A 13,402-nucleotide genomic window follows, 5' to 3' on the forward strand; every position below is an offset into this window, starting at 1 on the left:
GTCCGAGGTGACTGGATTATGAACGAAATCGTCGTAATCGCCCTCAAGCGACCCTATACCTTCGTCGTTCTCTCGATCCTGATCGTGGTGTTCGGCGTTCGCTCCATCTTGTCGACTCCGACCGATGTGTTTCCGAACATCAAGATTCCCGTCGTCGCCGTGGTCTGGAGTTACACCGGGCTGATGCCGGAAGACATGTCGGGGCGTGTCGTCTACTATTACGAACGGGCCCTGACCGCGACGGTCAATAATATCGAACATATTGAGAGCCAGTCGTATTACGGTCGCGGCATCGTCAAGATTTTCTTCCAGCCGGGCACGGACGCGACGGTCGCGCAGACGCAGATCACTTCCGTGTCGCAGACGGTCATCAAGCAGATGCCGACGGGAAGTACGCCGCCGCTCATCCTGACTTATAATGCGTCGTCCGTTCCGGTGATGACCCTGCAGGTGTCGTCGACGACGATGACCGCCTCGCAGATTTACAACATGGCGTCGAACCTGATCAGGCCGGCGCTTGTGTCGGTCGCGGGCGCCGCGATGCCGAATCCGTACGGCGGGCAGCCTTCAAACATCATGGTCGATCTGGATCCGACCAAGTTGCTGGCTCACGGATTGTCGCCCGTCGACGTGTCGGTGGCTTTGAACAAACAGAACATCGTTCTTCCAGCCGGCGATCAGAAAATCGGCGCGATGGACTGGATGGTGCAGACCAACGCGACGCCAAGAGATATCGATACGTTTAACGAGATTCCGATCAAGCAGGTCGGTAATTCGGTGGTTTACCTGCGGGACGTGGCCTGGGTCCATCAGGGCGGACCGCCGCAGACCAACCTTGTTCTGGTCAAGGGGCAGCAGGGCGTCATCATCGTCGTCATGAAAAGCGGCGACGCTTCGACGCTGGATGTGGTGGCGGGCGTCAAGAAACTCCTGCCGGACGTGGTGAAGACGTTGCCGCCCGGCGTCGGCGTGAAGATTCTCAGCGATGCTTCGATCTTCGTGAAAGACTCGGTGCGTGACGTCGTGCAGGAAATGGTCACTGCGGCGATCCTGACCGGTCTGGTCGTGCTGCTGTTCCTCGGGTCCTGGCGCTCCACCGTTATCATCGCAACGTCCATTCCTCTCGCCATGCTCTGCTCGATCATCGGACTGGGCTGGGCCGGGCAGACGATCAACGTGATGACGCTTGGCGGCCTCGCGCTCGCGGTTGGCATCCTCGTCGACGACGCCACGGTCATGATCGAAAATATCGACTCCCATCTTGAGCAGGACAAAGATCTCGAGACTGCGATCATCGATGCCGCAAACCAGATCGTCGTGGCGACTTTTGTCTCGACCTTGTGCATCTGTATCGTCTGGACGCCGCTGTTCCAGTTGAGCGGGGTCGCAGGGTGGCTGTTCATGCCGATGGCCGAGGCGATCATCTTCGCCATGCTTGCATCGTTCATTCTTTCGCGGACTCTGGTCCCGACGATGGCGAAGTATATGCTTGCGGCACAGGTTGAGGCGCACAGGCAGGGACATAAAGAGCCGACCAATGTATTTGGTCGCTTCCAGCGTGGTTTCGAAAAACGGTTCGAGCAGTTCCGCATGAGATATCGGGACATGCTGGTTGCGCTGGTAGCGCTGCGCGGCAAATTTCTGCTGGGCTTTCTGAGCGCCGCAATATGCTCACTTGGCCTTCTCTTCTTCGTCGGGCAGGACTTCTTTCCGGAAATCAATTCAAATGCTCTGGCCATCCATATGCGCGCGCCTCTGGGCTCGCGCATTGAGGAGGCGGGAAAAATCTCGCAGTTGGTCAATGCAGAGATTTCACGCCTGCTGCCGGGACAGGTTGAGGACGTCGTTGACAATTGTGGTTTGCCGTTCAGCGCTCTGAATCAGGCGTTCATCCCGACGCCGACTGTCGGCGCGCAGGATTGCGACCTCAATATTACGCTGAAAGACGATGATTCGCCGGTTGCCGAATACCGCCAGATTCTACGCGACGGTCTGTCCAAGGCATTTCCGGGAACGCAGATTACATTCATGCCAGCCGATTTGACCGCGAAGATTCTGAATTTTGGTCTTCCCGCTCCGATCGATGTGCAGGTCGTGGGACGAAACCTCACCGACAACTTCGCATTTGCCAACCGCCTGGCTGCCCGTCTGCGTCGTGTGACAGGCATAGCCGACGTCAGTGTCCAGCAGCCGATGACGACGCCGACGCTGCGGGTGAACACTCACCGCAGCTTCGCGTTGGGCACCGGCATTACTGAAAACGACGTCGCCAACAACGCGCTTGTTGCGCTCTCCGGAAGTTCGCAGGTCGGGCAGGTTTACTGGCTCGATACGACGAGCGGCGTGTCACATCTAGTCGACATCATGACGCCGTCGAACTTCCTGCAGACCATGAATTCACTGGAAACCTTGCCGATCGACAAGGGCGATGGAAACCCGAAGGGCACGACGCCACAGCTTCTCGGTGGATTGAGCAAGATCGTGCAAACCGGCACACCCGGTGAAGTCGCGCACTACAACATCATGCCGGTGTTCGATATCTACGCCACGAACGAGGGTATCGATTTGGGCACAGTTGCGCGCGAGGTGAAGCGTATCGTGGCGCAGGAGCAGGGCAACCTGCCGCACGGGTCGTCCATGGTGGTCCGCGGGCAGGGCGTGACGATGAACGCGGCGTATGCGCAGCTCATCGGCGGTCTCGCGATGTCGATCCTGCTGGTCTACCTGATCATCGTCGTGAATTTTCAGTCCTGGCTTGATCCGTTCATCATCATCACGGCGCTTCCGGGCGCGCTGGGCGGCATCGCGTGGTCGCTGTTCCTGACGCACACGGCGCTGTCGGTGCCAGCGTTGACCGGGGCGATCATGTGCATGGGAACGGCGACGGCCAACTCCATTCTTGTCGTGTCCTTCGCTCGTGACGAGCTGGATCGGCACGGGGATGCGATCAGGGCGGCGATTGACGCCGGGTTTGAGCGTATTCGGCCCGTGCTGATGACCGCGCTTGCCATGGTTGTCGGCATGTTGCCGATGTCGATGAGTAATTCCCAGAATGCGCCGCTCGGCAAGGCGGTTATCGGCGGTCTTCTGATCGCCACAGTGGCTACATTGTTGTTCGTGCCATGCGTTTTCGCGATGATCCACGGTCGCCGGGCGCACGCAAAGCAGGGAGAGGCGGCATGAGCGGCCACCAGACGCAGCATTCGCCGGCTCATGGGGCGCCTGCCCCGACCGGGCAAGGTGGTGGGGGGCGAGGGCGGCTCGCCGTCATCGTGGTCATCGCGCTGGCGCTTGTCCTTGCCGTATGGGGGCTGGTGCAGCGGCACGGCGCCTACGTCGATCTCGCGAAAAAGACCACAGAGGCTTCTTTCCCTCGTGTGCAACTGATCAGTCCGTCGCCCGGGCCGACGAGCCGCAAGCTTGATCTGCCGTCGAACATATCGGCCTGGTATCTGGCGCCGATCTACGCGCAGGTCTCGGGCTACGTGAAGATGTGGTACAAGGACATCGGCGCTAAGGTGCATAAGGGCGACCTTCTGGCGGAGATTCAGACGCCCGGTCTCGATGCGCAGTATGCGGCCTCGAAAGCCAATCTCGACGTGGCTCTGGCGCGTTACAAGATTGCCGACGTCACTGCCAAGCGATGGAAGGCCTTGCAGGGTACGCAGGCGGTGTCGCAGCAGGAAGTGGACGTGCAGGCGGCGAACGCCGCTGCACAGCAGGCGCAGGTCGAAGCCGCCCAGCATGACGTTGAACAGTTTCAGGCCCTGGAGGCGTTCAAACGGATCGTGGCGCCGTTTGACGGTGTCGTGACTGCGCGTTTCGCTGACGTCGGCGACTACGTCAACGCAGGCCGTGGCGACGTGAATTCGAATGGCACGGCGACCGAGTTGTTCAGCGTCGCAGACGTCCACGCCATGCGCGTTTATGTATCGGTGCCGCAGGATTACGCGGACATTGTCGGACCGGATCTGCAGGCGACGCTGACTCTGCCGCAGTTCCCTGACCGCGTGTTCCATGCCCGTTATCTGACGACCGCTGGAGCGTTCGACACCAACACCCGCACGGTGCGGACAGAGTTGATGGTCGACAACGACGATGGCGTTCTGTGGCCCGATTCTTATGCGACGGCGCATTTTGTGGCGCCGGGAGACCCGAGTATTCTGACTCTGCCCGAAGGCGCCCTGATCTTCCGTGCGGAGGGGATGCAGGTGGCGATGGTCGACGCCACCAATCACGTCCATCTCGTTCCCGTAAAGGTGGGAACCAACCTCGGGACCATGGTGCAGATCCTCTCCGGGTTGAAGCGTGAGGACAAGGTCATCAACAACCCGTCTGCGGGACTTCTGGATGGCGAAGAGGTGCGCGTCGTGCCCGGAACGCCGGGTTACGACGCGCCGTCCGTTCCGCAGAAGACCCCTGGTGACGCCCATCAAGACAATGTCCGCGCGATGCCGAACGACAATGCGCCTGGGCCGGAGGCGGGTTCGCGGCAATGACCGAGCGCAGGTTTCTGACGCGCGGACGCGTGACGCGTCGCTTTCTGACGCGCGCGACGGCGCTGCTGGTGGCGTCCGGGCTAACAGCGTGCGATCTGGCGCCGACCTATGCGCCGACGAAACTGATCTTCCCGGCAAATTGGGAAGGGCAGGGCGCCATGCGCTTTGGCCAACCGTCTGACGGCGCGCCGAGGGCTGACTGGTGGAAGACTTTCGGCGACCCTGAACTGGACGCGCTTGAGGAGCAGGCGCTGAAAGCGAACCCCGATCTGGAAGCGGCGGCTGAGGCGTTCACGCAATCGCGCGACGTCGCCGCGCAGGTGGCGTCCCATCTATATCCGCAGGTCTCGGGTACAGCCGGCGGTGAAAAATACAAAAGTTCGAAGCATCGGCTGTATCGAGGCGGCACTGCGACCGGCCCGATCTACATGTCTTCGGAGCAGTATTACGGCGCCGCGACATGGGAGCCGGATTTCTGGCGCGCGATCCGCAACCGGACGGCGATGGCAAAGGAAGCGGCGCAGCAGAAGGCTGCGGATTATGCGGTGGCCCGTCTAGGTCTTGAGGCGGAACTTGCGCAGGACTATATCGCATTGCGCGGATTTGACGCTCAGGACGCCGTCTATCGGGATTCCATCCGTTACTATCGCCTCGCCGTCCAGATCACACAGATGCGCCTCGCCGGTTCGATCGCAGCAGGTCTCGACGTGTCGCGCGCCGAGACGCAGCTCCACTCCACTGAAGCTGCAGAGACGGACATTCTGGCCCGCCGTGACGTTATGGAGCACGCAATCGCAGCCCTGGTGAACGTGGCGCCGGCGGCGTTCCACATAGCCCCCGTGCAGGCATTGGCTTTTCGGGATGTTCGCCCTTCCGCAGGGCTTCCTTCGGCGTTGCTTGAACGCCGCCCGGACATCGCGGCGGCGGAACGCGAGATGGCGCAGGCCAATCGGGCGATCGGCGTGTCTCGGGCCGCGTTCTATCCCGAAATCACCTTTAACGCGATGACGGGTTTCATGGATAACGGATTCGATCTCGCATCGTTGTCGAACTCGATGTACCAGTTTGGCGCGCAGGCGGTTCTGCCATTGTTTCAGGGCGGTTTGCGCAGGGCGGAATTGCAGAGGACCTGGTCTTACTACCGGCAGTCCGAGGATGATTACAGATCGACCGTGCTTTCCGCGTTTCAGGAAGTTGAAGACGGTCTGACCAACGTCAACCGGCTGAAGACAGAAGGCGGTCAGCAGGCTGAGGCGGTCAGCGCCGCTCTGCGGACGCAGACAATGACCATGCAGCTTTATACCGGCGGCCTGACCAATTACCTTGACGTCGTCGTTGCGCAGCAGGCCGCATTGACGGCGCGGGTCGCTTTGGTTCAGGTCCAGACACGACAGATCCAGTCGGTGGTCGAGCTAACCCGCGCGCTTGGCGGGGGGTGGTCCGCATCCGATCTTCCCAAAACAACCCAGATAAGACCCTTCGCTCCGCTACAGTATAGTGGGTTGAGGAATCCGAAAGACGTCGGAGACGTGAAAACGTCGCCCAATCCCTCGAACGCCGATCTGACAACAAAACCCTGATTTTGAATGATGTAGTCAGGACCCGCGACAGGTCCTGATTACACAACTTTCTGAAATCCAGCGTTAGGGCGTGCCGTCAGTTAACGGCGTTGGCAAAGGCCTTGTAATTCCTCTTGCTTTGCGGTGTTTCCTACCGGCTTTTCTTGGAGATATGCTGGCATTCACACTTTCCGTAAAAACAGAGAGAACAAATTACAGATCAGGCGGGAGTGCGGGCTTCATCAAACTCCGCACTTTATATGGCGACATGCCTGAATTTCTCCTGAGGCTCTTTGATAAAATGCTGCTGCTCAACCACTAGAGTTTGAGCGGGCGCGCCTTTCGCTGATTGCGCAAGGCGCCGAGCGTGACATACATGCGTCCGAAATAACGGCTCGCCACCGGCCAGATGAGGTTACCGGCCGTGCGAGACATGCTTCATGCTCCGATCGTGACGTGATTAGACATGTAGGCTTGCAACTGCCCAATCGTGTCACTGGCGACGGGCAGAACCGGGCCGTGCGCGACGCCGATAGTGGATGGCAGCTTGTCGAGCGCGCTTCCGGTCGGCGTGACGCCTAGAGCGGCGTATTCAGCCTTGGGAAAGTGAAACTCCGCGATCAAAGCGACAGCGCCAGCGAGACCTAATGCCGTCGTAAACGGATTCACAACGGCATGTGCGGCGAGCGATAGCGCCGCTTGGTCGGACGCAGCGCCGATCTGCAGGACCGAACCATAGTGCGGGTAGGCACCTCCACCTTGCGACTGGGGCACGTAAGCGGGAGCGAACGGCTGCTCGCCAGCGACGTCGGAGCTATAGTTGGCGACAGGATCTCCCTGTGTCACCACAGAGATGAAATTCGAGCCTTTGCCGACGGCGTTGGGATCCTTGGGAATTCCACTTGGCTCGAAACCGATGCCTGCCAGTCCGGTCTGCTGCGACACATATTCCGCCTCGATACCGCCCAGCGAATGTCCCGTTACGAAAATCTGGTCTGCGCTGTAGCCCTGTTGACCAGCGGCGGCAACGACCTGTTTGGCAAATGCAAGCGCTTCTTTCTGTGCGGGAGAAACCTGCCGGAGCAGGATGCCGAGATCGCTTAACAGGCCACCCGCAGTCGCCAGCGGATCGATCAGCAGGTTTTCGCCGCGTGTCGTCCCCGCGTAGGTAATGAGAACTTGGTTTTCGGGCGTAATCCAGGCATGCCCGACGCCGCCAGTGAGGTCGTCATGAAACGACATCTGTTTTCCGTTCTGAAGAAACGGTTTCATGCCCGCCGGCACGCCGCCGATTACATATTCGCTCACTGCCCCGTTTAGAAACTCTGTGACCGTAGGCGTGAGTTGAGATGCAGGTATCGCGTTTTCAGGCGCGAGAAAGCTCATCGCTGTAGTGGCGCTGGCGGATTTAGCGCTCAGGCTGGTAACTGACGACAATAATTCCGAATTCAGGAGCTGATTGCTGGCCCCGTTGAGTTTCAGGTAATTATCGGTTTGAGAAGTAACGGACATTGGCAGACCCTCGTGTGTTTTTCTTTGTGAGGCGGCCTAATGAGGTTTTTGACGCGTAAGCGCTGCTATTTTTTCGAATATTCGGCGTTACATTATTCCGCAGTGGAATCCGGCATTGCGCTCGGCGCCCTGTTAAGTCAGCCGATATTAGGCCAAATCGGTTGACCTCGCCGCCGATCGTGGAAGCGCCGAATGTATATGTCAACAAAGTAACGGAAGTTCACCCAATGTTACGACGAAAACGCCTTCGGTCGCCATTAGGTATGCATATTCCGAAAGAATTCACTGGAAAAAGAACAATAAATTATTTGTTTTTTCGAGAATTCCGTAAGGGAAGGTTGTCGTGGTCGGCCGGTTGCGCGCACGATCAATCGATCGTCGCGAACGAAGTCGGCGATACGGGTTTCTTTCAAATTTCCGCAAAAAATACCCGACTCGCGGTCTTTTCGAGTGCTTGGATGAGAGGTGTTCCGAAAACCGTCTCTCTGACTCGGGTGGGTGGCGGCAGGCAGGGTGAATCCGTTCTGGGTGGGAACGAATACCTATTTCAGTGGTTCGTGTGTCGGACTTATACGGCTTCAAACGTCGTGCTGAAACCGAGATATTTATGATCGGAACTGAGCAGCTTTCCTGCACTCTGGCCAAACGCCGCTTATGCGAAGCGGTCGAGGCTATTGCTTTTCCCCTTGTGCGGGTTCGTTCAAACCACTCTTCCTGAACACGGAAGATTTCAGCGGCGACGTGCTCCGCTGGCCGCCCGTGCGGCTACGGCCGCGAGATGGCGGCGGCACAGCAGCGTGTCCATCGCTCCGGTCTGCTTGCAGGAAAGTTCGAATTCCTGCGTTCGGCGCGCGATTTCAGACAGTCCGTCCAGGGACCAGACGTCGAGAGCTCGGTTGAAGCTGGGCGCGCGTTTGAAAAACACCGGGGGCCGTAGCGTCTTTATGGCGTCGGCGCGATTGCGGCCCTGCTCCATCGTGGCTCGGATCAAGCGAAGCCGTCCGATATGCGAGAGCATAACGCGCGCTATCGCGACCGGGCTTGCGCCTTCTTCCAACGCGCGTTCGAGCGCGAAATCGGAACTGGCGCGGTCGCCTTCCATAGCGGCGAAAACCGCGTCCTCCATGGAAGATGAGCCAGAGTCCCCAGCGCATTGCTGCACGTCGTGCAGCGAGAGTGTGCGTTCTGCTCCGGCGTAGAGCGTCAGTTTCTCGACCTCACCGCGCACGCTGACGCGATCAGGGCCGAGATGCGCTGTGAGCCACGCCAGAGCGTCCCCGTCGATTGCGACTCCCTGCTCCTGAAACATCCGTGACACGGAGGCCTCAAGGGCGCGCCCTTCTTCGGGGTAGCAACCAATGGAGGCCGCGCTCGGCGCGTTTTCCACCAGGGCGCGCAGCTTCGAGCGCGCAGCGAGGACCCCGCCTTCGACGATGATCAGGCTCTCTGCGGTCGCCTCAAGCAGGTTGCCGAGAGGGGCCGCCAGAGCGTCTGTCGCATCCCGAACCCAAACGACGCGGCGTCCCCCATCCAGGGACAGGGCGGTCGCTTCTTCCTCGAGCCGTTCGTGGCTCTCTTTGGAGAGTGTGGCGACACGGAACGGATCGTCGAGCGAGCCGGCGACGGCGCGCGTCATGTTCGCCGCGTATTCGCGTATCAGCCCGGCGTCCTCGCCGTGGAGCAATATGGCCCGCCAGTCGGACGGGGAGTGGAGGACCCGGCCTAGCGCGCGGGCGTCAATCTTCACCATGCCGCGGACCTCTCGCGAACTCTCTGCCAGCGTCGTTGCGTTGATCCGGGCCGACCGCGTGTGCGCGGGTCATTGCATGTCAGGGTCGTTCTCGTCCGCGTTCGGATCGGTGCGCCCCGTCGCAAGTGCGGGCAATCCGTCTTCGCCGACGCCCTGAACGGGCTGCTGCTGGCTGGAGTTCGGGATCGCGTTCGGCATTTGATAATAAACTGGCCGACGTTTCTGAGCGACGGGCGCCGGAGCGTGGGTTTCGAACCATATGGCGACCTGCTGCGTCACGATGTCAGCCAGCGTTCTGGCGACACGGTTTTGCAGCGTTTCCGTATTCAGGCTCTGGGCAAAATATTCTTCGAAGGTGTTGTTCATGCCATCGAGCGTGGTGGCGTCACCCTCGGCCAGAAACTTCGGCGCCAAGCCGACGGTCCAGAGCTGCCAATGCGCGTGGCCGGTGGCGCGTGTGCGACCGGAGGTGTTGTCGGCATGGATGTCGATGGACTCTTGCGCCATGTAGCCGTTCACTTTGAGCGTGTAGCCGGTCGGGTTTTCCGGCCCGGCGCCGCTCATCTGCTGCTGCAGGGCCAGACGCAGCACTTGCCCGAACCGGTCGGAAATGCCGGCGACATAAACCTGCTTGAGCTTCTCCTGAACGTCGATATGACCTGCAGAAGTCTCGTAGAGCGGGTGAAAACCGCACGCCGGGAGCGGGAGACTTGTTGCGCCGAGGATCAGCGCAGTCAACGCTCTCGATCGTATGCGGCTTGCCACCGGTTAACCCGCCACCACGAAGTTCACGATCCTATTCGGAACGTGAATGCGCTTCACGATCTTCTTGCCTTCCAGCAACCGCGCCACGTTGGGCTCTGCTTCAGCGCGCGCTAACACGGCAGCGCCATCCTCGTCCGGTTCCGCGTCGATGGTTCCGCGCAGCTTGCCCATGATCTGCACCGCAAGCTTGATTTGAGTGACGGCTAGTAATGCTGGCTCAGGCGTTGGCCACGGGCGTTGCGCGGCGAGCGCGCCGCTCGGTTCAAGCAGTGACAGCAGCTCTTCGCCAAGATGCGGCGTCATCGGCGCGCAGAGCAAAGCCAGCGTGCGCGCGGCTTCGCGGCGGGCGAAGGCCATGCCCGGCTCGTCATCTGCGCGTTCGGCTTCGGCCAGTGCAGAAGTCAGTTCGTGCAGGCGGGCGACAGCCACGTTGACTGTGAACGCTTCGAGCGCTTCGGTCACTGCGGCGATCGTGCGGTGCGTCGCGCGGCGCAGCGCGTCCACAGCCGCAGGGATATCCCCGGTCTGCTCTAACGTGTCGGTTGGGCATTCAGCGGCAACGGTGCGGACGATGCGGTAGAGGCGCTGGACGAAACGCGCGGCGCCTGCGACGCCAGCCTCGGTCCATTCCATATCGCGTTCGGGCGGGCTGTCGGACAGCACGAACCACCGTGCGGTGTCGGCGCCGAAGCGTTCGATGATCGACACGGGCGCAACGGTGTTGCGCTTCGATTTCGACATTTTCTCGACGCGGCCGACGGTGACCTCTTCCCCGGTCTCAGCGTGGAACGCGCCCGAGCCCGTGCGGCGCACTTCCTCCGGATAGAGCCAGCCGCCCTTGGCGTCCCGATAGCTCTCGTGGTTGACCATCCCCTGTGTGAACAGCCCGGCGAACGGCTCGCTCACGTCCAGATGTCCGGTTTCACGCATCGCGCGGGTAAAGAAGCGCGCATAGAGCAGGTGCAGGATCGCGTGCTCGATGCCGCCGATATACTGGTCCACGGCGAGCCAGCCGTCCGCAGCCGGCCGGACGGTCGGGGTTGCGGCGTGCGGCGCGGTGAAGCGCGCGAAATACCAGGAGCTGTCGACGAACGTGTCGAAAGTGTCGGTTTCGCGTGTCGCGGGTTTGCCGCATTTCGGGCAGGCGACGTGCTTCCAGGTCGGGTGATGGTCCAGCGGGTTGCCAGGGCGGTCGAAGGTGACGTCCTCCGGCAGAACTACCGGCAGTTGTTCGTCAGGAACGGGGACCGGGCCGCAATCCGCACAGTGAATGACCGGGATGGGGCAACCCCAGTAACGTTGGCGTGAAACGCCCCAGTCGCGCAGACGCCAGTTGACCACGCCGGTTCCGACGCCGAGGCCTTCGAGGCGCGCGATGGCTTCCGTCCGCCCGGCTTCACAGCTCAGGCCGTCGAGGAAGCCTGAATTGATCAAGGAGCCCTCTCCGGTCCAGGGTCCTTTGTCCGCTGTCCAGTCGCTCGCGTTTTCACCGGGGGGCAGGACCACGAGCGGGATGGCCAAATCGTATTTGCGGGCGAAATCATAATCGCGCTGATCGCCGCAGGGGCAGCCGAACAGGGCGCCTGCGCCGTAGTCCATCAGTACGAAATTCGCGATCCAGACAGGGAAGCTCTGGTCCGGCAGGAAGGGGTGGCGTACGCGCAAGCCCGTGTCGAAACCGCGCTTCTCCGCCTTTTCAACGGCTTCAACCGAGGTGCCGAGGCGGCGGCACTCTGCGATAAAGTCGGCTGCGGCGGGGTTGCGCTCGGCCACCTTCGCGGCGAGCGGGTGATCAGGCGCGAGCGCGAGAAAGGACATGCCGAAGAGGGTTTCGGGGCGGGTCGTGAAGACTTCCACCGAATCAAGATTTTCGTCGAAATCCGCCGGAGGCTGGGCAAGGGAGAAGCGCAGGCGCGCGCCCTCGGATCGACCGATCCAGCGCTCCTGCATCAGCCGGACGCGCTCGGGCCAGCGGTCGAGAGAGTTCAGGCCAGCAAGAAGGTCGGGTGCGAACTTCGTGATGCGCATGAACCACTGGGAAAGCTGCTTCTTCTCGATCGGCGCGCCGGAACGCCAGCCCTTGCCGTCGATCACCTGCTCGTTCGCCAGCACCGTTTCGTCCACGGGATCCCAGTTGACCCAGGACTCGCGGCGATCAACAAGGCCTGCCGCCAGGAAATCGAGGAACAGCTTCTGCTGCTTGCCATAATATTCCGGCAGGCAGGTGGCGATCTCGCGATCCCAGTTCAGCGAGAAACCCAGTCGTTGCAGCGTCCCGCGCATGGCGGCGATGTTGTCGAGCGTCCATTGCCGGGGATGCACTCCGCGCTCCCGTGCAGCGTTCTCGGCAGGAAGTCCGAAGGCGTCCCAACCCATCGGATGCAGCACAGCGTAACCGCGGGCGCGTTTATAGCGCGCCACAACGTCGCCGAGTGCGTAGTTGCGGACATGCCCCATGTGGAGTTGACCCGACGGGTAGGGGAACATCTCAAGTACATAGTATTTGGGCTTGTCGGCCGGAGGCGTATCGGGAACCGCAAAGACCCCGTCGCTTTCCCATCGCGCCTGCCAGCGCGGCTCCACGGCGTGGAAGTCATAGGTCGCAGGCGTGTCGTGGGCAGTCATGTGCAATCAGTCCAGAAGGCGAGGCCGACAAGCGCAGACTTGAGCGGCGTTGTGTCGGGCGATACGCAATCGCGCAATAGTTAAGAGTTCGAGCGACGCCTGACAGGCGTCACGCTCAGACGTCAGTCGTCGTGGCCGCCGTTCGCAGCGCGTAACTGACGCGCGCGAGCAAGAATTTTTGACGTGATGTCAGAGGCCGTGTTCGCTGCCGCCGGGGTGTCGGTCCACGCCCCGTCCTGAAATATTTGCCGGAAAACGCTCACACGCAGCGCGTCGGAACGAAGGCGCTTGTCCAGAACATAGGCTGTGATCTTGAAGCGCTCGCCATGCGCTCCGGGCGGGGCGTACCAGTCGGTGAGTATGAAGCCGCCTACGGCGTCGGCCGAGGATATCGGCATAAACGACAGGGTATCGAGCGCGCCGCGCCAGAGATAGGCGTTCACCCCGCCTCCGAGTTGATCGTCGCCGCCCGTGGCGCCACGATCTTCGGTCAGCAGGTGATTGCGGGGTGCGGTCAAATCGCTGGCCTTGTCGCCCTGTGAGCAGCCCGCCAATGGCAGCGCGAGCGCAGCCGCGCCTGCGATCAGGAGTCGAGAAAGGTCGGTGATCCTGGTCGAAAGCGTCCGAGTGGTGGGCATGGTGATGCTGCGACTCCTGTAGCCTGACTTGCCAAGCGTCACCGCCTCGTCTGC

Annotated in this window: 8 protein-coding genes; 3 read left to right on the top strand and 5 right to left on the bottom strand. The window is 61.0% G+C overall.

Going from position 1 to position 13,402, the window contains the following annotated elements; all coding sequences use genetic code 11:
* The first annotated feature begins 18 nt into the window (after positions 1-18).
* Genes G442_RS0106200 through G442_RS0106210 form a run of 3 tightly spaced genes read left to right on the top strand, consistent with a single transcriptional unit; the run spans position 19 to position 6,079 of the window.
* The gene (locus tag G442_RS0106200; protein ID WP_026397300.1) at positions 19-3,183 is read left to right on the top strand and encodes an efflux RND transporter permease subunit; all 3,165 of its coding nucleotides are present in this window, start codon (positions 19-21) and stop codon (positions 3,181-3,183) included.
* Positions 3,180-4,499: an efflux RND transporter periplasmic adaptor subunit gene (locus G442_RS21070; RefSeq protein ID WP_084440392.1), complete on the top strand. Its 1,320-nt coding sequence runs from the start codon at positions 3,180-3,182 to the stop codon at positions 4,497-4,499. The genes G442_RS0106200 and G442_RS21070 overlap by 4 nt, the downstream gene beginning before the upstream one ends.
* Positions 4,496-6,079 (top strand): efflux transporter outer membrane subunit, encoded by a 1,584-nt coding sequence (locus tag G442_RS0106210; protein ID WP_084440393.1) that lies wholly within the window; start codon positions 4,496-4,498, stop codon positions 6,077-6,079. The genes G442_RS21070 and G442_RS0106210 overlap by 4 nt, the downstream gene beginning before the upstream one ends.
* 417 nt (positions 6,080-6,496) lie before the next feature.
* Here the strand turns inward: G442_RS0106210 and G442_RS0106225 are convergent, their stop codons facing one another.
* The 5 genes from G442_RS0106225 to G442_RS0106245 all read right to left on the bottom strand — a co-directional run bounded on the left by G442_RS0106225 (position 6,497) and on the right by G442_RS0106245 (position 13,348).
* The gene (locus G442_RS0106225) at positions 6,497-7,570 is read right to left on the bottom strand and encodes a hypothetical protein (RefSeq protein ID WP_051292011.1); all 1,074 of its coding nucleotides are present in this window, start codon (positions 7,568-7,570) and stop codon (positions 6,497-6,499) included.
* A gap of 730 nt (positions 7,571-8,300) precedes the next feature.
* Positions 8,301-9,317 (bottom strand): DNA polymerase III subunit delta, encoded by a 1,017-nt coding sequence (gene holA / locus G442_RS0106230; RefSeq protein WP_026397303.1) that lies wholly within the window; start codon positions 9,315-9,317, stop codon positions 8,301-8,303.
* A 72-nt stretch (positions 9,318-9,389) separates the two neighbouring features.
* On the bottom strand, positions 9,390-10,058 hold the full coding sequence (locus tag G442_RS0106235) for a hypothetical protein (RefSeq protein ID WP_246789346.1): 669 nt from the start codon (positions 10,056-10,058) through the stop codon (positions 9,390-9,392).
* Between the two features lie 30 nt (positions 10,059-10,088).
* Positions 10,089-12,710, bottom strand: coding sequence for a leucine--tRNA ligase (gene leuS / locus G442_RS0106240; protein WP_026397305.1), 2,622 nt, complete (start codon positions 12,708-12,710; stop codon positions 10,089-10,091).
* Positions 12,711-12,832: 122 nt separating this feature from the next.
* Positions 12,833-13,348 carry a DUF3576 domain-containing protein gene (locus G442_RS0106245; RefSeq protein ID WP_051292012.1) on the bottom strand — a complete coding sequence of 172 codons (516 nt, stop codon included), beginning with the start codon at positions 13,346-13,348 and terminating at the stop codon, positions 12,833-12,835.
* Positions 13,349-13,402: the final 54 nt, after the last annotated feature.

Origin of the sequence: Acetobacter nitrogenifigens DSM 23921 = NBRC 105050, from assembly GCF_000429165.1 — a bacterium.
GTDB classification, from domain to species: Bacteria; Pseudomonadota; Alphaproteobacteria; order Acetobacterales; family Acetobacteraceae; genus Acetobacter; species Acetobacter nitrogenifigens.